We start from the raw sequence: 18,929 nt of genomic DNA, 5'->3' as shown, positions 1-18,929 counted from the left end.
CCCCTCCTCTTTGGGGGGGGGGGGGGGTTGGTTTTGTTCTCTCGCCCTGACGTGCTTTGCAGCCGGGGTGGTTTTCTTTGTTTTTTCTTTTCCCGTCGCACCCCGGGCAGCTGGGCTCGACGACGACCACGGGCCAGAGCCGACGACAACGGGAGGAACCGGCGTTGCACGTCCAGGAGTGGCTCGAGACCGTCCCCGCGGTGAGCATCTACGTCCTGGTGGGCGTGGTCATCGGCCTCGAGAGCCTCGGCATCCCGCTGCCGGGCGAGATCGTCCTCGTCAGTTCCGCGCTGCTCGCCTCCCAGCACGGCGACATCAACCCGTGGGTGCTCGGTGCCTGCGCCACGGCCGGTGCGATCATCGGCGACTCGATCGGCTACGCCATCGGGCGCAAGGGCGGTCGCCCGCTGCTGACCTGGCTCGGCGGGAAGTTCCCCAAGCACTTCAGCGAGGCCAACATCGCGATGGCCGAGCGGTCCTTCGAGAAGTGGGGCATGTGGGCCGTCTTCTTCGGCCGTTTCGTGGCGCTGCTGCGGATCTTCGCCGGACCGCTCGCCGGTGTCCTGCGCATGCCGTACTGGAAGTTCCTCATCGCCAACGTCTTCGGCGGCATCCTCTGGGCGGGCGGCACGACCGCCGTCATCTACACCGTCGGAGTGGTCGCCGAGGCCTGGCTCAAGCGCTTCTCCTGGCTCGGTCTCGTCCTCGCCGTGCTGATCGGCCTCACCTCGATGCTCATCCTCAAGAGCCGCGCGAAGAAGGCGGCCGCCCACACCGCGAGCACGGCCTCCGGTGCCCCCGCGGACGGCGCCGACGAGGCGTCGCCTACGGTGCACGCGGGCGCGGCGCAGAATTGACGTCGTGATGACGCGATGACGTGATGACGTGGTGAGGAGACGGCGATGGCACAGCGCGAGCGGGCACTGATCTCTGGGGTGGGAGGGAAGGAACCGCAGATCGCTCCCGATGCGTTCACCGCGCCCACGTCCGTCGTCATCGGTGACGTCACGATGGCGGCCGGGGCGAGTGTCTGGTACCACACCGTGCTGCGCGCCGACTGCGGCCCGATCGTCCTCGGCGCCGACAGCAACATCCAGGACAACTGCACCGTGCACGTCGACCCGGGCTTCCCGGTGACCGTCGGCGAGCGCGTGTCCGTCGGACACAACGCCGTGCTGCACGGCTGCACCGTCGAGGACGACGTCCTCGTGGGCATGGGCGCCACCGTCCTGAACGGCGCGCACATCGGCGCCGGCTCGCTCGTCGCCGCACAGGCCCTCGTCCCCCAGGGCATGCAGGTCCCGCCGGGCTCCCTGGTCGCGGGCGTACCCGCCAAGGTCAGGCGCGAGCTGACCGAGGAGGAGCGGGAGGGCATCAAGCTCAATGCCGCGATGTACCTGGAGCTGGTCAAGGGGCACCGGGCGGCACTCGACGACTGACCGGCCGGCCGCCGCCGCCGGCCGCTGATTGGGCTGCGGGGCACGGGGTAGTCGCCGCGGGCGAGGGATGACAGGCGCGACCTTGAAAGGCTCAGCCATGACCACCCCGAACGAACCGCCCCCTGACGGACCGGTGCCCATGGCGAGCGGCCCAGATCCCGTGCCGCGCGATCCGCAGCCGCCCGCACCGGCCCCGGAGCCCGACGACGCGCCGCCTCCGGACCCGGAGCCCGGCACCCGGCCGCTGCCCGAGCCACCCGACTGAGGAGGCCTTGTCCCGCCCGACGGAGGAGGCCTTGTCCGATCATGCACCAGGCGTCACCGATTGCGGACGCTGGGTGATGGGCGCAAGGTGGATACGCCAGTCCACCCCCCACAGTGAAGGGACCACCCTCATGGGCAAGGCAAAGGCCAAGGCGAAGCAGGCCAAGGGTCAGATGAAGGAAACCGCGGGCAAGGCCATGGGCGACAAGCGCATGCAGGCCGAGGGCCGTGGCGAGCAGCTGATGGGCAAGACCCAGGAGACCGTGGAGAGCGCCGCCGAACGGGTGAAGAAGTCCGGCCGGTAAGTCTCCCGGCCCCGCCGGTATGACCGAGGCGGCCGTACCCGTGCACATTCACGGGTACGGCCGCCTCGACGCGTCCGCGTCGTCCGCGCGTACCCCTGGCGGCGCAGCGGCGGCCGCCTTCAGTCGGCCCCGCTCCCGCCCCGCCGCACGCTTCCCCGCACCCGGCGCTTGAGGTCCTCGAACCAGCGCCTGCCCGCGGGCGCCTCGCGGGTGTGCCGGTCGAGCTCCTCGATCAGCCGCTCGGAGCGCTTCTCGACGTCCAGCTCGTCCAGGATCCGGTCCGCCTCCGCGAGGAGCGCCCCGTGCAGCTGCCAGTGCTCGGGGTCCGTGCGGACGCCGTCCAGCAGCAGCCGCGCGACCCGGTTCCGGCACTCGCGGCCGGTGGCCAGCTCCGTGGCGAGCCGTGACTCGGCCTCCTCGGCATTCGCGGAGACCTGCGTCGTGATCAGTTCGGCGAAGCTCCCGATCGCGTGGGAAAGATGGCCGAACAGTTCCTGGAGCTCGGTGGTCACGGGTGGCGGAAAGAACGTTCCGGCGGTGCGGGTCTTGGCGAGGTCCGTGAGAGTACGGCAGGAGACCCGCAGGATCACCGCACAGATCTCCAGCGCGTCGAGGCCCGTGCGCAGCACGAGCCGGGAGAGCAGCGGCTCCTTGACCCGGGGGTTGAGCCGCAGACTGTCCTCCGCCTGCCGCAGGGCCGCGTCCACCTGCACGATGTCGTGGTCGAGGCGCCGGGCCTCGTGCAGCCGGGCAGCGGCCCGCTCCACGGGGGTGTGCTCACCGAGCTGGTCCGAGATGTGCGCGAGCAGCTTCTGCATCCGCCCGGCGAGATCGGTGATCGCCGCGCTTGCGTCGCTCACCCACACGGGCGGTACGAACAGGAAATTGAACAGCAGCCCCACGACCGCGCCGATCAGCGTCTCCAGGACCCGGTCCCACGCCGTCGCGGTCACCTGGGTCACGCCCAGCACGAGCATCGCGCTGATCGCCACCTCGGGCACGTACTCGCCGACCCTCACGAAGCGGCCGATCACCAGGGACGCCAGGATCACCAGCCCGAGGCTCCACCAGCTCAGGCCCACCAGCGCGCTGAAGCCGATGGCGATGAGCACGCCCGCGACGACCGAGTTCACCCGGCGGATCCCGTTGGTGAGGGTCGAGTAGAGCGTGACCTGGACGACGAGGAGAGCGGTCAGCGGCGCGGTGAGCGGTGCGGGCTCGCTGCTGAGCTGGAGCGCGACGACGTACGAGATGACGGCGGCGGCGGTGGAGCGCACGGTCTGGACGACTGCCGGCTCCCGGTGACGCCGTACGAGGTCGCGCAGTGGTTCGGTGGCTTCGGACACCTTCTTCCCCTTCCCCGTCGCGACCGAGTGCGAAGCCCCGCCGTAGGGCGAACATCACAGCTCACCGCTCTGATCAGCGACGCCCCGGACCACTACCGTGTCCGGGTGCCGAACAACAGGAACACGTTCTCCTCGCTGACCGCCTGGCGGCGCCGTGTCGTCGCCCGGGCCGTCCACCGGGGCCGGCGCTGGCTGCAGGAGGCGGGCGCGGTCACCGCGGAGACGCCGGGAGAGCTCCGCTTCCGCAGGATCGGCACCGGCACCCGGCTCGCGTTCCCGCAGGGCACCGTGTTCGGCGAGGCGTGGATCGAGCTCGGTGACCACTGCATCATCGGCGAGCAGGTGACGCTGACCGCGGGCATGATGCCGGATCTCGACCTCGGGCCCGATCCGATCCTGACCCTCGGCAACGGCGTCGTCCTCGGGCGCGGCAGTCACGTCATCGCCGACACGACGGTGACCATCGGGTCGGACACGTACTGCGGCCCGTACGTCTACATCACCTCGACCAACCACAGCTACGACGACCCGCACCAGCCGGTCGGCAAGCAGTGGCCCCGGGCCGAGCCGGTCGAGATCGGCCCCGGCTGCTGGCTGGGCACGGGCGCGGTGATCCTGCCGGGCGCGCGCATCGGCCGCAATGTGGTGGTCGCGGCGGGTGCCGTCGTACGCGGCGAGGTGCCCGACCACGCGGTGGTGGCCGGGGCGCCGGCGAAGGTCGTACGCCGCTGGGATCCCGAGCAGGGCTGGCAGCCGCCGCTGCGGACGCCCGCGCCGGTGCCGATTCCTGAGGGCGTCACTCCGGAGGATCTGCGGGCTCTCGTGGCGATGGAGCCGGACGACAGCTGATCGGCCGCCGCCAAGCCATCCGCCGCCAAGCCGTCCGCCGACGGGTCATCCGTCGCCAGGCCGGCCGGTCGGGGCCTTGCCGGGCGTCGCCTGATCAGCTGCTTGCTGTGCGCCGCCGGCCGAGGGCCGGTGGCGCACCCGTCAGCCGCTCGCCAGCAGCACCGTGCCGACCAGCGCCAGCCCGGCCCCGGCCGCCTGTACGGCCCGCAGCCGCTCCTTGAGGACGCCCCGCGCGGCCAGCGCCGTCACCACCGGGTAGAGCGAGGCGAGGACGGCGGCGACGGTCACCGGGCCGTTCTGCGCGGCGATCGAGTACGTACCGTTCGCGGCGACGTCGGCCAGTCCGACGAACGCCAGCGCGGGCAGCGAGCGCAGGACGAGCCGCAGTCCGCCGTCCTCGGCCGACGGCAGTGCCCGGCCGCCCCGCTTCACCGAGGCGAACAGCGCGGCGCCGCCCACCGCGACATTGGTGACCCGCTGCACGAACAGCGCCAGGAAGAGCCCGGTGAGCGTGGTCGACGCCTCGGAGATCAGTGCCATCACGGACCCGAAGCCGAACGCCGCGAGCAGGGTCAGCAGGATCGCCTGCCGCTGCACGGGCGCCCCGCGCAGCTCGGGTCCGCCGGCCAGCAGCACACCGACCACGGCCACGCCGATGCCCGCGAACTGCAGCAGCCCGGGCCGGTCGCCCAGCAGCAGCCCCACCGAGACCGGCACCACGACCCCCAGCGAGCCGAGCGGCGACACCACGCCCATGGGGCCGAGGGCCAGCGCCTTGTAGAAGCTGAGCATCGCGACCGGGCCGACCACACCGGCCGCCACCGCGTACCAGAGCTGCGGGCCTGCTTCGGCGAAGCCGCCGGTCGCGACCACGACCGCGCCGAGCACGACCACCGCGATCGACTGGGACACGACGACCACGGTCAGCGCGGGCGTACGCCGCGTGAGCAGCCCGCCGCCGAAGTCGGCCAGCCCCCAAAGGAGGCTGGTGGCCAGGGCGAACAGGGCGGTCATGGTGGCCTCGCAGTACAGTTCGGTGAACGATCGGGTGCACCACACCGTAGTGCAACGTACTGAACTCTAGCATTTAAAATATTGGACGGAATGTGTCGGACCTGGACCAGCTCACGCAGTCGCTCGCCCGTAACCTCAAGCGCTGGCGCGGCGAGCGGGGCTTCACGCTCGACGCCCTCGCCGCCCGCTCCGGGGTCAGCCGTGGGATGATCATCCAGATCGAGCAGGCCCGCACGAACCCCAGCGTCGGCACGACCGTCAAGCTCGCCGACGCGCTCGGCGTCAGCATCACCACGCTCCTCGACTACGAGCAGGGGCCGCAGGTCCAGCTCGTACCGCCGGAGCAGGCCGTCCGGATGTGGTCCACCCCCGCCGGGAGCTCCACCACGCTGCTGGTCGGCACCGAGGCGCGCGGCCCGATCGAGCTGTGGGCGTGGACGCTGATGCCCGGGGACGAGAGCGCTTCCGATCCGCACCCCGACGGCACCGTCGAGCTGCTGCACGTCACCGCGGGCGAACTCACGCTCGTGATCGAGGGACAGTCCCACCAGGTCCCCGCCGGAACGTCGGCGACCTTCGAGGCGAACGTGCCGCACACCTACCGCAACAGCGGCACGGAGAGGGTCGAGATGACCATGGCCGTGGCCGTGCCGCCCGCTCGCTGAGACGCCCAATCGCGGGGCGGCCGAGGGCTGTTAGCGTGACGGGTATGCGCGCACCCATCGGAGACTTCGACAACGCACGGCCCGCCCCGGACTGCCTCGACGAGCTCACGCCGCCCGTCGCCGATGCGGTGCGCGGCTGGAGCGGAGACGTCCCCGCCGGGCAGTTGCTGTACGTCGACACCGACCCGCGGATCGCCGACACGGCGGCCTTCGTCGAGCACCACGGCGCCGACCTCCTCGACACCTCGGCGAACTGCGTCGTCGTGGCCGGCAAGCGCGGCGGCGAGTCGACCCTGGCCGCCTGTCTGGTCCTCTCGAAGACCCGCGTCGACGTCAACGGCGTCGTGCGCAAGCAACTCGGCGCCCGCAAGGCGTCGTTCGCCTCGATGGACACCGCCACGGGCGAGACCGGCATGGAGTACGGCGGCATCACGCCGATCGGACTCCCGGCCGGCTGGCCGCTGCTTGTGGACTCCGCCGTGGTCGACACGGAATGGGTGCTGATCGGCAGCGGGCGGCGGCGCGGCAAGCTCATCGTGCCCGGAAAGGTCTTCGCCGGGCTGCCGGGCGCGGTGGTCCTGGAGGGGCTCGGCGTCGCCTGAGCCGCCGGCCGGACGCCCGCGCCCGGCCTCCCTCGTCAGCCCAGACGCGGGATCTCGATCGCCGGGCAGCGGTCCATGACCATGTCGAGCCCGGCCCCGCGGGTCCTGTCGTACGCCGCTTCGTCGATCACGCCGAGCTGGAACCAGACCGCCTTCGCGCCCTTCGCGACGGCGTCGTCGGCGACGGACCCGGCCAGGCCGCTGTTGACGAACACGTCCACGACGTCCACGGGGAAGGGGATCTCCTCCAGCGTGGCGTAGCCCTGCTCGCCGTGGACCGTCTCGGCCTTCGGGTGCACGGGCACGATGCGCTTGCCGAAGCGCTGGAGGACCCTGGCGACGCCGTGGGCCACGCGGGACTCGTTGTTCGAAAGGCCGACCACGGCCCAGGTGTCACCCGACTCGGTGAGGATCTTCCGGATCGTCTCTGCGTCTGCGTACATGCCCCGCTCAACGGACGGCCCGCGCGGACCATTCCCGTCCCGCCGCATAGGGTGGCGGGATGCAGGAGCAGTACCGGACGGTCGCCCGTGAGGGCGTGCACGAGACCGAGATCAACCGATCGCGCTTCATCTGCGCGCTCGCGCCCGCCGCGACCGAGCAGGAGGCGCAGGACTTCGTCGCACGCATCCGCAAGGAGCACCCGACCGCGACCCACAACTGCTTCGCGTACGTCATCGGCGCCGACGCCGCGGTCCAGAAGGCGAGCGACGACGGCGAACCGGGCGGCACGGCCGGGGTGCCGATGCTGCAGATGCTGATGCGCCGTGAGGTCCGCTATGTCGTGGCCGTCGTCACGCGCTACTACGGCGGCGTGAAGCTCGGCGCGGGCGGACTCATCCGCGCCTACGGGGGCGCCGTCGGCGAGGCGCTCGACGCGCTCGGCACCGTCACGCGCAAGCGCTTCCGGCTGGCCACGGTGACCGTGGACCACCAGCGGGCGGGCAAGCTGGAGAACGATCTGCGCGCGACCGGGCGTTCGGTGCGGGACGTGCGGTACGGGGAGGCCGTGACCATCGAGATCGGGCTGCCGGACGCCGACGTCGAGGCCTTCCGGGCGTGGCTCGCCAACACGACCGCGGGGACGGCCGAGCTGGAACTGGGCGGAGAGGCGTACGGGGACGCCTGACGGCCGCCCGGCTATCGGCCGCCCGCGCGCTGCGGGCACATGGCGTGCCGAGCGCCGGCCGCCCCTGAAACGGATGTCGAGACTCCGCCATGGCGAGAACCCGACAGCCGCGCGTGTTGATGTTCCGTGGCGCGTCGCCTTGGATCCGACCGTCGTGTACAGACAATCGATCCCCGCGGTGGCCACCCTCCTGCTCCTTCCGGTCCTCCTGTCCGGCGCCCCGGCGAACGCCGCCACGGACGACCGGTCCGGACCCACCGTCACACGCGTCGTCACGCTCGACAGCGCTCCCGCCGCTCTGCAGGCAGCGCCGAGGGACCGGGCAGCCGCCCGCGGGCATCGAACTGACCGTCCGGCGCCACTACCGCAACGTCGTCAAGGGTCCGCGGCCGGCAACCGCACGGTCCAGACCGTCCACCGGGCCTACGCCCCGAAGTAGCAGGGGACGGCGCACGAGGCAGAAGGACCGCAGGCCGGAGCCGCGCAGTCGGTGGCGCGGCTCCGGCCTGCCCCCATGGCCCGTGGGGCGCGGGGCCCCGCCGGGGTGTGTGTCGGACCCGGGTGAAAAACTGAGGTCCGTGAGGAATCAGGTGCCGGCCGGCGATAGCGTGGTCGGTGCTTGTGGCGAGGCTCCGTGCTGGACGGGTGCTGGTTCTGGGGGCGGAGAAGGGCAAACATGCAGGTCGGAGCCGTCTTGTGAGATTTCTGCACACGTCGGACTGGCACCTTGGACGGTCGTTCCACCGGGTGAGCCTGCTCGATGCCCAGGCCGCGTTCCTCGACCACCTCGTGGAGACCGTGCGCGCGCACGACGTGGACGCGGTGCTCGTGGCAGGGGACGTGTACGACAGGGCCGTGCCGTCGCTGGCCGCCGTGGAGCTGTTCGACGACGCGCTGCACAGGCTCGCCGGGGTGGGCGTGCCGACCGTGATGATCTCCGGCAACCATGACTCGGCGCGCCGCCTCGGCGTGGGCGCCGGACTGATCGGGCGCGCGGGGATCCATCTGCGGACAGACCCGGCGGGCTGCGGCACCCCCGTGGTGCTCACCGACGCGCACGGCGACATCGCCCTGTACGGACTGCCGTATCTGGAGCCCGCCCTGGTGCGGGACGAGTTCCGGACGGCGACGGCCGGGCACGAGGCCGTGCTCGGTGCCGCGATGGAGCGGGTACGGGCCGATCTCGCGGGGCGCGCGCCGGGCACCCGGTCCGTCGTCCTCGCGCACGCTTTCGTCGTCGGCGGGGAGCCCAGCGACAGCGAGCGGGACATCACCGTCGGGGGCGTCGCCGCCGTGCCCGATGGGGTCTTCGACGGCGTCGACTACGTGGCCCTCGGGCATCTGCACGGCTGCCAGACCATCAACGAGCGCGTGCGGTACGCGGGTTCGCCCCTCGCCTACTCCTTCTCCGAGGCCGGCCACCGCAAGAGCATGTGGCTCGTCGATCTCGGACAGGACGGCGAGATCGCGGCGGAGCGGCTGGACTGCCCGGTGCCTCGCCCGCTCGCCCGTATCCAGGGACGGCTCGAGGACCTCCTCGCGGACCCCGCGCTCGAGCGCCACGAGCAGTCCTGGGTCGAGGCGACGCTCACCGACCCCGTGCGCCCGGACGAGCCGATGGCCCGGCTCACCGAACGCTTCCCGCACACCCTGAGCCTGGTCTTCGCCCCCGAGCGGCCCGACGAGGACCCGCTCGCCTCGTACGCGGAGCGCCTGCGCGACCGCGACGACCACCAGATCGCGGAGGACTTCGTGGCACACGTACGGGGCGGGGCGGGTCCCGACGAGCGCGAGCGTGCCGTGCTGCGCGGCGCCTTCGACGACGTCCGGGTGGACGCGGCGGTGCGCGAGGTGGCCGGGTGAGGCTGCACCGACTGGACATGACCGCCTTCGGGCCCTTCGGCGGGCGGCAGGACGTCGACTTCGACGCGCTCTCCGCGGCCGGGCTGTTCCTGCTGCACGGCCCGACGGGCGCCGGCAAGACGTCCGTCCTCGACGCCGTCTGCTACGCGCTGTACGGGGCGGTGCCGGGAGCGCGGCAGAGCCCCGGCGCGTCACTGCGCAGCGACCACGCCGCGGCGGGCACGTACACCGAGGTGTCCCTCGAACTCACCGTGGGCGGGCGGCGGCTGGAGATCACACGGCGTCCCGCGCAGACGCGCCCCAAGAAGAAGGGCACCGGTTTCACGACCGAGAAGGCCCAGAGCTGGCTGCGGGAGTACGACGCCGAGCGTGGCGAGTGGAAGGCGCTCAGCCGCTCCCACCAGGAGATCGGCGAGGAGATCACCCAGCTCGTCGGCATGAGCAGGGAGCAGTTCTGCCAGGTGGTGATGCTGCCGCAGGGCGACTTCGCGCGGTTCCTGCGGGCCGACGCCGAGGCGCGCGGCCGGCTGCTCGGCCGGCTCTTCGAGACCCGGCGTTTCGCCGCGGTCGAGGAGCGGCTCGCCGAGCTGCGGCGCGGCGCCGAGCAGCAGGTCCGCGAGGGCGACGAACGGCTGCTGGCCGTCGCCCACCGGACGGCCCAGGCGGCGGGCGGCGCGGCCGGCGGCCTGCCCGCCCCCGACGGCCGGCCCGGGGACCCGGGACTCGCCGGCTCCGTCCTGGAGTGGGCGGCCGTGGCCCGCGCGGGCGCGCGCGAAGTCCTCGACATCGCCGGATGCGCCCTGTCGGCGGCGGAGAGCCGGCAGGCGGCCGCCCGGCGTGCCCTGGACGACGAGCGGGAGCTGGCCGGGCTGCAGCAGCGCCACGCGGAGGCGCGCCGGCGCGCCGACGAGCTGGAAGCCCGTCGGCCCGAGCGGGACAGGACCCAGGACCTGCTGGACCGCGCCCGCAAGGCCGAACTCGTCGGCCCCGCGCTGCGGATGCGCGAGGACGCGGAGCGGGACCACCGCGCGGCCGACCACGCCTGGCAGCGGGCTCGGGCGTCGCTGCCCGCGACGCTCGTGGACGCGGGCGGGGAGCGGCTCTCCACGCTGGAGGGCGACCTCCGCCAGGAGCTCGGCGGCCTCGAAGCGGCGCGCCGTGCCGAGCGGCGGAGCGCGGAACTCGCCCGCGAGCGCGCAGGCCTGGACCGCCAGGCCCGCGCCGACGAGGAGCTCCTCCAGGACGCGGACGCCTGGCTGGCAGGCTGGGAGACCGTACGAGGCGACCTCCAGGACCGGATCGAGGCCGCCGCGGAGGCGGCCACCCGCGCCGAACACCTGTCGGGCCGACTCGACCCGGCCCGCCGCCGCGTGGCCGCCGCCCGTGAGCGCGACCGCCTCGCCGCACGCGCCGCCGACATCGAGGACACCCTCCGCACGGCCCGCGACCGCGCGAGTGCCGCCCGCGAGTCCTGGCTCGACCTCAAGGAGCGCCGGCTGCGCGGTATCGCCGCGGAGCTCGCCTCCGGCCTGCAGCCGGGCGCCCCCTGCGCCGTCTGCGGCTCGTCCGACCACCCCGCCCCGGCCGTGGCCGACGACACCCACGTCGACCGCGCCCGCGAGGACGCGGCCTACGACACGTACACCCGCGCGGACACCGCCCGCTCCGACGCGGAACGCGAACTGGCCGTCGTCCGCGAGTCGTTCACGGCGGCACGCAAGGCCGCCCGCGAACTGCCACCCGCGGCGCCCGAGGCACCCGCGGCCGACGGCGGCCGGCCGGCCGGGGCCGCCGACGGCGGCGGACCTGGCGGACAGGGCGACGCCGACCCCGAGGTCCGGGAACTGGCCGCCGACGTCGAGGAGCTGGAGCGCGAGCACCGGGAAGCGCATGCGCTTGCCGCGGGGATGCACGCCGCGCGCGAGGCGCTGGAGCGGGCGGAGCGGGAGCGCGAGGAGCGACTCGCCGCGCGGCAGGAGGCCGAGACGCGCGGGGCCGCGCTGCGGGAGCGGCGCGAGGTGCTCGACCGGGAACAGGCCGTGCTGGACGCCGAGGTGACCCGCGCGACCGGCGGCGCGGGCAGCGTGGCCGAGCGGGCCGCGCTCCTCGAGCGGCGGATCGGGCTGCTCGCCGAGGCCGCCGGAGCCGTCCGCGCCGCCGAGGACACGGCCCGGCGGCTGAAGGAGGCCGACGACCGGCTCGCCGACGCCGCCTTCCGGGCCGGATACGACACACCCGCCGAAGCCGCCGCCGCGCTGCTGGACGACGACGCGCAGCGCGAGCTCCAGCACCGCCTCGACGCCTGGCAGCGCGAGGCCGCCGCGGTCGCCGACCGGCTCGCCGAGCCGGAGACCCTGGCCGCAGCCGCGCGCCCGCCCGCGGACCCGTACGCCGCGCAGCAGGCGTACGACGACGCCGACCGCGCCCTGCGCGATGCCGCGTCCGGGCTCGCCGCCGCCCGCGACCGGTGCGCCGAGCTCGCCCGCCTCTCCCGCGACGCCGCGACCGAGGTGCGCCGCCTCGGTCCGCTCCGCGAGGAGTACGACCGGGTCGCCCGGCTCGCGGGACTCACCGCGGGCACCTCCGCCGACAACACCCGCCGGATGCGCCTGGAGTCGTACGTCCTCGCGGCCCGGCTCGAGCAGGTCGCGGCCGCCGCCACCGTCCGTCTGCACCGCATGTCGTCCGGCCGCTACACCCTGGTCCACTCCGACGCCCGTGCCGGCGGCAAGCGCTCCGGACTCGGCCTGCACGTCGTCGACGCCTGGACCGGCCGCGAGCGCGACACCGCGACGCTCTCCGGCGGAGAGACGTTCTTCGCCTCCCTTGCCCTCGCTCTCGGCCTCGCCGATGTCGTGACCGACGAGGCCGGTGGCGTGCGCCTGGACACCCTGTTCATCGACGAGGGCTTCGGAAGCCTCGACGACCAGACCCTCGACGAGGTCCTCGACGTCCTCGACTCGCTCCGCGAGCGCGACCGCAGTGTCGGCATCGTCAGCCATGTCGCCGATCTGCGCCGCCGGATCCCCGCCCAGCTGGAGGTGGTCAAGGAGCGGCACGGATCCGCCGTACGGCTGCGCGCGGGCGGAGAGGTCAGCGGCTGACGGCCCGCCGCGGGAGAGGCGACGAGTACACGACGCTCGTCGTCACCGAGCCGAGCGTGCCGATCTTCCCGGAGACCTCCTCCAGATGCCTCATCGACCGGGCGGCGACCTTGAGCACGAAGCAGTCGTCACCGGTCACATGGTGGGCCTCCAGGATCTCGGGCGTCGCGTCGAGCAGATCGTGGAACGGCTTGTAGTTGCCGTTCGGATAGCGAAGGCGGACGAACGCGAGGACCGGCAGCCCGAGGCGCTCGTGGTCCACCACGGCCGTGTACCCCGAGATCACCCCGGCCTCCTCCAGCCTGCGGACCCGCTCCGTCACCGCGCTCGGCGACATCGAAACGGCTCTGGCCAGCTCGGCGAAGCTGGCCCGGCCCTGGCTCTGCAGGGCGTCGAGGATGCGCCAGTCCGTGGCGTCCGGTGAATATCCCGTCATCCCCGAGAAATAGCAGGGGATTCCCCGGTCTATCAAGAGATGCGCCGGGGATTTCCCCTTCAGTGAGACGATCAACGGCCGTACCTTCGGAGCCATGACAACGACGCACCTCACCACGAACCCCGTGCTCCGCGTTCCTCCGGCCTCCCCGGCGGCGGCCGCCGCGTACTTCTCCGCCAGTCTGGCCTTCCACGCCGACGTGTCGGACGTGGCCGCCGCGCTCGCCGCCGAAGGCGACCCCGGATTCGTCGTGGTCGACTCACGTTCGACGGAGTCCTGGGACCAGGGCCACGTCCCCGGGGCGATCCATCTGCCCACCGCCCTGATCCCCGAGCAGGCGGCGGAGCTCCTCGACCCGTCGGTGCCGGTCGTCACCTACTGCTGGGGCCCCGGCTGCAACGGCGCCACCCGCGCCGCACTGGCCCTCGCCGAACTCGGCTACCAGGTCAAGGAGATGCTCGGCGGCTTCGAGTACTGGGTACGGGAGGGCTTCGCGTACGAGACCTGGCAGGGCGAGCAGCGGGCCACCCCGGACCCGCTGACCGCGCCGGTCACGGGCGGGGCCTGCGGCTGCTGACACCGGGACGGAGCGGTCCGGGCCCGCCGGGTCTGAGTTTTTGGCCCGTCCGGCGTTCGAGGACGGACACGCGGGCCGACCAGGCGGTACCGGTCACGTTGCCGGGGGCCGGGGGCCGGGGGCCGGGGGTCTGCCCCCCCACGCGGCGGAGCCGCACATCGACACAGCCGGGCAGGGGCGCGTAGGGGAACAGGCCCGCCACAGGCGCCCCCGCCCCCTCTCCGCGGCCGGCGCCCGGCCTTGCGGGGCCGGGCGCCGGTGGGGTCCGGCCCCGCAGCGGACCGGGTCAGAGCTTCGAGAGCTCGTCGACCAGGTCGTCGAGACCCAGCGGCCCCTGGGACAGCGCCGCCATGTGCCATGCCTTCGCGTCGAAGGCGTCGCCGTGCGCCGCCCGCGCGGCCTCGCGGCCCCGCAGCCAGGCACGCTCGCCGAGCTTGTAGCCGATCGCCTGGGCCGGCATGGAGAGGTAGCGGGTCAGCTCGCTCTCGACGAAGTCCGCCGGCCGCCCGCTGTGGCTGCCGAAGAACTCCTGCGCCAGCTCAGGCGTCCACCGCTCGCCCGGGTGGAACGGTGAGTCGCCCGGGATCTCCAGCTCCACGTGCATGCCGATGTCCACGATGACCCGGCACGCCCGCATCATCTGCGCGTCGAGATAGCCGATCCGGCGCTCCGGGTCGGGCAGGAAGCCGAGCTCGTCCATCAGCCGCTCCGCGTACAGCGCCCACCCCTCGGCGTTGGCGCTGACCCCGCCGATGGTCGCCTGGTAGCGGGACAGCTGGTCGGCGACGTGCACCCACTGGGCGATCTGGAGATGGTGACCGGGCACGCCCTCGTGGTACCAGGTGGAGACCAGGTCGTACACCGGGAAGCGCGTCTCGCCCATCGTCGGCAGCCAGGTCCGGCCCGGCCGGGAGAAGTCCTCGGACGGTCCGGTGTAGTACGGCGCGGCCGCACTGCCGGCCGGGGCGATGCGGGACTCCACCCTCCGTACCCGCTCCGCGAGTTCGAAGTGCGTACCGTCCAGTGCCTCGACCGCCTCGTCCATCAGGCCCTGCAGCCAGACCCGGACCTCCTCGACGCCCTCGATGTGCGTGCCGTGCTCATCGAGGTGGGCGAGCGCCTCCCAGGGGCCCGAGCCCGGAAGGATCTTGTCGGCCTCGGTCTTCATCTCGCCGAGCAGCCGGTGGTATTCGGCCCAGCCGTACGCGTACGCCTCGTCGAGGTCGAGTTCGGTGCCGTTGAAATAGCGCACCCAGCGCGCGTACCGCTCACGGCCCACCGTGTCGGGCGCGGACTCCACCGCGGGGGCGTAGACGTCGCGCATCCAGTCGCGCAGCCCGGTGACCGCCGCCGTGGCCGCGAGCGCCGCACTGTCCAGCTCGGCGCGCAGCTCGTCCGGGCCCGGGGCGACGAACTCATGGAACCAGCTCTGCCCCTGACCGTCGGGGCCGGCCGCTCCCGACCACTCGTCGAGCTGTCCGATGAAGGCCGCCGTGGCCCGCGGACCGGCGGGCAGCTTGCGCTCGAGCCCGAGCGCGAGCGATTCCCGGTAACCGGCCAGGGCGTCGGGGACCGCGCGCAGCCGCTCGGCGATCGTGGCCCAGTCCGTCTTCGATTCCGTCGGCATCAAGGTGAAGACATTGCGCACGGAGTGCGCGGGGGAGCGCAGGTTGCTGACCGTGCGCAGCCCCTCTTCCGCGTCGTGCACGGCCAGTTCGGCAGTGAGCCGCTCGCGCAGGAGGCGCCCGCAGCGCCGTTCGGCATCCGAACCGGCGCCGGGCTGCCGCTCCGCCTCGTCGAGGCGCTGCAGCGTCTCGCGGGCGAGATCGGCCACGGCCTCCTGGCCGGCCGGGGAGAAGTCGGGGAGGCGGCCGGCGCTCTCCGGGACCCCCAGGTAGGTACCGGTGATCGGATCGAGGTCGATGAGTGCGTCGACGTAGGCGTCGGCGACCTGGCGGGGCAGCGCGCTGCTCGGTGTCTCTGGCATGCGCTCATCCTCGCGTGAGCGAGGGGCCCTCGTCACCACCGTCGGATCCCGGTCGGCTGACAAACGAGCCTGCGTGGGGGCCTCAGGCGGCCGGTGGAAGCAGTGGGCCGCAGTCCCAGTGCTGGAAGATCAACCGGGTCTCCACCCGGGCGACTTCGGGCCGCGAGGTGAACTCGTCGAGCACCAGCCGCTGAAGATCCGCCGCGTCAGCGACGGCCACGTGCACGAGATAGTCGTCGGGGCCGGTCAGATGGAAGAGCGCACGCGACTCGGGCAGGGCCCGCACCCGCTCGACGAACGGACCGATCAGGTCCCTGCGGTGGGGGCGTACCTGAACCGAAAGGAGCGCTTCAAGCCCCCTGCCGAGTTTGGCCGGATCGATGCGGAGCTGATGGCCCAGGATCACGCCGCTGCGGCGCAGCCGGGCGACCCGGTCCAGGCAGGTCGAGGCAGCGACGCCCACCTCGGCGGCCACCTCCCGGTAGGTGGTCCGGGCGTCGTTCTGCAGAACGCGCAGTATGTGCAGATCCACCGGGTCGAGAACGACGGATTCGGCCATGGCCCGAACGTAACACGGAGCAATCGCGATACTGCCCGGTAATTGTTCAGAGTGCGGCCATGGACTACGCCGCCTCGACCGCCCCCGTCCCCGCCACCACCCCGGCCACCAGGGCGCTCGCCACCGAAGCCGTGCACGCAGGCCGCGAGGATCTCGTGGAGCTGGGCCTGCACGCCGCACCGATCGACCTGTCCACCACCTACCCCTCGCGCGACGTGGCCGCGGAGGCCGCACGCATCGACGCCTTCGCCGCGAGCGGGGGCCGGCTGGACGGGCCTCCCGTCTACGCCAGGCTCGACAATCCCACGACGGCCCGCTTCGAGACCGCACTGGCCCGGCTCGAGGGGTCGGACGACGCGGTGGCCTTCGCCAGCGGAATGGCGGCGCTGACCGCGGTGCTGCTGGTCAGGGCCTCCCTGGGGCTGCGCCACGTCGTCGCGGTCCGTCCGCTCTACGGATGCAGTGACCATCTGCTGGAGGGCGGACTGCTCGGCACCGAGGTCACCTGGACCGACCCGGCGGGCGTCGCGGACGCGATCCGGCCGGACACCGGACTGGTGATGGTCGAGACGCCGGCCAACCCGACCCTCGCAGAGACCGACATCAAGGCACTCGCCCACGCATGCGGCTCGGTGCCGCTGCTGGTGGACAGCACCTTCGCCACCCCCGTCCTGCAGCGCCCCGTGGAACTCGGCGCCCGGATCGTGCTGCACAGCGCGACCAAGTACCTGGGCGGGCACGGTGATGTGATGGGCGGGGTCGTGGCCTGCGACGACGAGTTCGCGGCCGCCCTGCGCCAGGTGCGCTTCGCCACCGGCGGGGTGCTCCACCCGATGGCCGGCTATCTGCTGCTGCGGGGCCTGGCCACGCTTCCGGTACGCGTCCGGGCGGCATCGGCGACCGCCGCCGAGCTGGCCCGGCGGCTCGCCGCCGACCCGCGCGTCGCCCGGGTCCACTACCCGGAGATCGGCGGCGCGATGGTCTCCTTCGAGGTGTACGGCGAGCCGCGCGATGTGATCGCGGGCGTCAAGCTGATCACGCCCGCCGTGAGCCTCGGCAGTGTGGACACCCTGATCCAGCACCCGGCCTCCATCAGCCACCGGATCGTGGCCGAGGGAGACCGGCGTGCCGCGGGCGTCAGCGACCGGCTGCTGCGCATGTCGGTCGGCCTCGAGGACGTGGAGGATCTCTGGGCGGATCTGTGCGAGGCGCTGAGCAGTGGGGGGCGTCCGGCCCCTACCCCTGCTCGTCGCGCCCGTGCCGGAGCGGCGTGATCCGCGGGAGCTCACGGGGCAGGCCCTGAGGGATCTCGTACGGCACCCGTGACACCACGGGTGTCGCGCCCAGCCGGGCGGTGATCACCAGGGTGCCCTCCTCGATCTGGTAGTCGAGCGGGAGGCCGAGCCCGCGCATGGCCGCGACCATGCCCGTGTTGGACGCCTGCGTCACGGCGTACACGCTCTCGCATCCCGCCTCGACGGCCATCGCGACCAGCCGGCCCAGCAGCTCGGAGCCGATGCCGCGGCGCTGCCACTCGTCCTCGACGAGGAGCGCGACCTCGGTCTCGTCGCCGTCCCACAGCAGATGGCCCAGGGCGACGAGCCGGCCGGTGGCCGTCTCGACGGCGAGCGTGCGTCCGAAGCGGGGGCTGAGCAGATGGTTCAGATACCGGTCCGCGTCGACGACCGGGCCGTGGTAGCGCAGGCTCAGGGTGCGCGCCGAGCAGCGGTCGTGCATCGCCCGGGCGGCGGCGACGTCGCTCCGGTCGGCGCGGCGCACGGTGATCTCGTTGCCCTCGGGGAGGGTCAGCACGTCCTGGCTGCGCGGAATGCGCGGGCCGAGCCGGGCGTCGAGCTCGACGAGCGCGCGGGCGCGGGCGAACTCGGTGGGCGTGAACGGCAGATAGGGCCGCTCGACCGTGATCGTGCCGCCGTTCGGATCGCGCAGCCGCATCACGGTCTCGTCCAGCACGCCCTCGACGGGGGCGGGCTCACCGGTCGACCGGCCCGCGAGGTTGACGGCGGGCAGCGAGTGGATCGTGCACCGGCCGAGCAACTGGCGTAGTGCGAGGGGCAGTTCGGCGGCATCGAGCGCGGTGCGCGTGGCGAGTCCGAGCAGCCGGGTCGGGGTGTCCACCAGGTCATGGGCGTCGGCCCGCTCGATCCAGGTGCTGCTGCCGCCCGCGGCCGAGACCTCACGGGTGATCTCCTGCGCCTGCAGCGCCGCGGGCGCCCGGAGCAGGAACTCGTCGACGGTGCCGTCCGCCAGCGGGTGCGTCTGGAGGGTGAGGATGTCCACGTCGTGCCGGGCGAGGGCCGTGCACAGCGCGGCGAGACTGCCGGGCTCGTCCCGTACCGTCGTCCGCATCCGCCACAGCGCCGTCTCTCGCGGCCCGGCCGAACCGCCGGCGGCGCCCGACGCGCCGCTGCCGGTGGCGGACGTGCCGGCGAAGCGGGCGGTCCCGGAGCCGGTGGCCCCGGGACCGCCGGTATCGGCGGTGGGGGGCGCATGGCCGTGGCGGTGTGCCCACCATGTGTGGAACGCGGCCGTGGCGATCAGCGCGATGGCGGAGGCGACGAGCAGATACGGGCCGTCGGGACCGTGGGCGATCATGTTCGCCACCGCGTCGGCGACGGCGACGGCGGTGAACAGGGCGGCCAGCTCGACAAGGTCCCGCCGCCAGTGGTGCCGGCGGCGGGCGCGCTTCGTGTTCGTCACTTCAGTCATGGAATCACTGTGACCGAGCGGTGTTGCGTGATCACGAACGCTTTGTGACTGACTGGTTAAGCA

19 protein-coding genes are annotated in these 18,929 nt (G+C 73.1%); 12 read left to right on the top strand and 7 right to left on the bottom strand.

Annotation, left to right across the window (positions count from 1 at the left end; translation table 11 throughout):
• Window positions 1-164: 164 nt before the first annotated feature.
• From ACFV9O_RS29295 to ACFV9O_RS29280, 4 genes are all read left to right on the top strand, one after another.
• The gene (locus tag ACFV9O_RS29295; protein WP_385423012.1) at window positions 165-857 is read left to right on the top strand and encodes a DedA family protein; all 693 of its coding nucleotides are present in this window, start codon (window positions 165-167) and stop codon (window positions 855-857) included.
• A 45-nt stretch (window positions 858-902) separates the two neighbouring features.
• On the top strand, window positions 903-1,439 hold the full coding sequence (locus tag ACFV9O_RS29290; RefSeq protein WP_385423010.1) for a gamma carbonic anhydrase family protein: 537 nt from the start codon (window positions 903-905) through the stop codon (window positions 1,437-1,439).
• Window positions 1,440-1,536: 97 nt separating this feature from the next.
• Entirely contained in the window at window positions 1,537-1,704 is a 168-nt protein-coding gene (locus ACFV9O_RS29285) for a hypothetical protein (protein WP_385423008.1), read from the top strand.
• A 130-nt stretch (window positions 1,705-1,834) separates the two neighbouring features.
• Entirely contained in the window at window positions 1,835-2,008 is a 174-nt protein-coding gene (locus ACFV9O_RS29280) for a CsbD family protein (RefSeq protein WP_385423006.1), read from the top strand.
• Window positions 2,009-2,127: 119 nt separating this feature from the next.
• Here ACFV9O_RS29280 and ACFV9O_RS29275 read toward each other — a convergent pair whose 3' ends face one another.
• Window positions 2,128-3,354 (bottom strand): aromatic acid exporter family protein, encoded by a 1,227-nt coding sequence (locus ACFV9O_RS29275; RefSeq protein ID WP_385423004.1) that lies wholly within the window; start codon window positions 3,352-3,354, stop codon window positions 2,128-2,130.
• Between the two features lie 105 nt (window positions 3,355-3,459).
• On the opposite strand from ACFV9O_RS29275, the gene ACFV9O_RS29270 reads away from it, so the two are divergent.
• A complete protein-coding gene (locus tag ACFV9O_RS29270; protein WP_385423002.1) occupies window positions 3,460-4,203 on the top strand; it encodes an acyltransferase in 744 nt (247 codons plus the stop codon).
• Between the two features lie 141 nt (window positions 4,204-4,344).
• On the opposite strand, the gene ACFV9O_RS29265 is transcribed toward ACFV9O_RS29270, so the two are convergent.
• Window positions 4,345-5,217: an EamA family transporter gene (locus ACFV9O_RS29265; RefSeq protein WP_385423025.1), complete on the bottom strand. Its 873-nt coding sequence runs from the start codon at window positions 5,215-5,217 to the stop codon at window positions 4,345-4,347.
• A gap of 92 nt (window positions 5,218-5,309) precedes the next feature.
• Here ACFV9O_RS29265 and ACFV9O_RS29260 point away from each other — a divergent pair, with 92 nt between their 5' ends.
• A complete protein-coding gene (locus ACFV9O_RS29260; protein ID WP_385423000.1) occupies window positions 5,310-5,882 on the top strand; it encodes a helix-turn-helix domain-containing protein in 573 nt (190 codons plus the stop codon).
• Window positions 5,883-5,926: 44 nt separating this feature from the next.
• Window positions 5,927-6,484: a YbaK/EbsC family protein gene (locus ACFV9O_RS29255; RefSeq protein WP_385422998.1), complete on the top strand. Its 558-nt coding sequence runs from the start codon at window positions 5,927-5,929 to the stop codon at window positions 6,482-6,484.
• A gap of 35 nt (window positions 6,485-6,519) precedes the next feature.
• On the opposite strand, the gene ACFV9O_RS29250 is transcribed toward ACFV9O_RS29255, so the two are convergent.
• On the bottom strand, window positions 6,520-6,927 hold the full coding sequence (locus ACFV9O_RS29250; RefSeq protein ID WP_385422996.1) for a CoA-binding protein: 408 nt from the start codon (window positions 6,925-6,927) through the stop codon (window positions 6,520-6,522).
• Window positions 6,928-6,986: 59 nt separating this feature from the next.
• Here ACFV9O_RS29250 and ACFV9O_RS29245 point away from each other — a divergent pair, with 59 nt between their 5' ends.
• The 3 genes from ACFV9O_RS29245 to ACFV9O_RS29235 all read left to right on the top strand — a co-directional run bounded on the left by ACFV9O_RS29245 (window position 6,987) and on the right by ACFV9O_RS29235 (window position 12,580).
• Entirely contained in the window at window positions 6,987-7,613 is a 627-nt protein-coding gene (locus ACFV9O_RS29245; protein ID WP_385422994.1) for a YigZ family protein, read from the top strand.
• Between the two features lie 696 nt (window positions 7,614-8,309).
• The gene (locus tag ACFV9O_RS29240; RefSeq protein ID WP_385422992.1) at window positions 8,310-9,476 is read left to right on the top strand and encodes an exonuclease SbcCD subunit D; all 1,167 of its coding nucleotides are present in this window, start codon (window positions 8,310-8,312) and stop codon (window positions 9,474-9,476) included.
• Window positions 9,473-12,580 carry an AAA family ATPase gene (locus tag ACFV9O_RS29235; protein WP_385422990.1) on the top strand — a complete coding sequence of 1,036 codons (3,108 nt, stop codon included), beginning with the start codon at window positions 9,473-9,475 and terminating at the stop codon, window positions 12,578-12,580. The genes ACFV9O_RS29240 and ACFV9O_RS29235 overlap by 4 nt, the downstream gene beginning before the upstream one ends.
• On the opposite strand, the gene ACFV9O_RS29230 is transcribed toward ACFV9O_RS29235, so the two are convergent.
• Window positions 12,570-13,016, bottom strand: a complete 447-nt coding sequence (locus tag ACFV9O_RS29230; protein ID WP_385422988.1) for an Lrp/AsnC family transcriptional regulator — start codon at window positions 13,014-13,016, stop codon at window positions 12,570-12,572. The genes ACFV9O_RS29235 and ACFV9O_RS29230 overlap by 11 nt on opposite strands.
• Before the next feature lie 94 nt (window positions 13,017-13,110).
• Here ACFV9O_RS29230 and ACFV9O_RS29225 point away from each other — a divergent pair, with 94 nt between their 5' ends.
• Entirely contained in the window at window positions 13,111-13,593 is a 483-nt protein-coding gene (locus tag ACFV9O_RS29225) for a rhodanese-like domain-containing protein (RefSeq protein WP_385422986.1), read from the top strand.
• A 286-nt stretch (window positions 13,594-13,879) separates the two neighbouring features.
• Here the strand turns inward: ACFV9O_RS29225 and ACFV9O_RS29220 are convergent, their stop codons facing one another.
• Window positions 13,880-15,580, bottom strand: a complete 1,701-nt coding sequence (locus tag ACFV9O_RS29220) for a DUF885 domain-containing protein (protein ID WP_385422984.1) — start codon at window positions 15,578-15,580, stop codon at window positions 13,880-13,882.
• Between the two features lie 82 nt (window positions 15,581-15,662).
• Window positions 15,663-16,139 (bottom strand): Lrp/AsnC family transcriptional regulator, encoded by a 477-nt coding sequence (locus tag ACFV9O_RS29215; protein WP_385422982.1) that lies wholly within the window; start codon window positions 16,137-16,139, stop codon window positions 15,663-15,665.
• A gap of 59 nt (window positions 16,140-16,198) precedes the next feature.
• Between ACFV9O_RS29215 and ACFV9O_RS29210 the strand changes: the two genes are divergently transcribed.
• Window positions 16,199-17,413 carry a trans-sulfuration enzyme family protein gene (locus ACFV9O_RS29210; RefSeq protein ID WP_385422980.1) on the top strand — a complete coding sequence of 405 codons (1,215 nt, stop codon included), beginning with the start codon at window positions 16,199-16,201 and terminating at the stop codon, window positions 17,411-17,413.
• Here ACFV9O_RS29210 and ACFV9O_RS29205 read toward each other — a convergent pair.
• On the bottom strand, window positions 17,376-18,866 hold the full coding sequence (locus ACFV9O_RS29205) for a GNAT family N-acetyltransferase (protein WP_385422978.1): 1,491 nt from the start codon (window positions 18,864-18,866) through the stop codon (window positions 17,376-17,378). The two genes, ACFV9O_RS29210 and ACFV9O_RS29205, sit on opposite strands and share 38 nt — an antisense overlap.
• Window positions 18,867-18,929 lie beyond the last annotated feature (63 nt).

Source organism: Streptomyces sp. NPDC059909, assembly GCF_042730885.1.
Classification (GTDB): domain Bacteria; phylum Actinomycetota; class Actinomycetes; order Streptomycetales; family Streptomycetaceae; genus Streptomyces.
The sequence above is the reverse complement of the archived record's forward strand: the minus strand, read 5'-3'. Positions and strand labels throughout refer to the sequence as shown.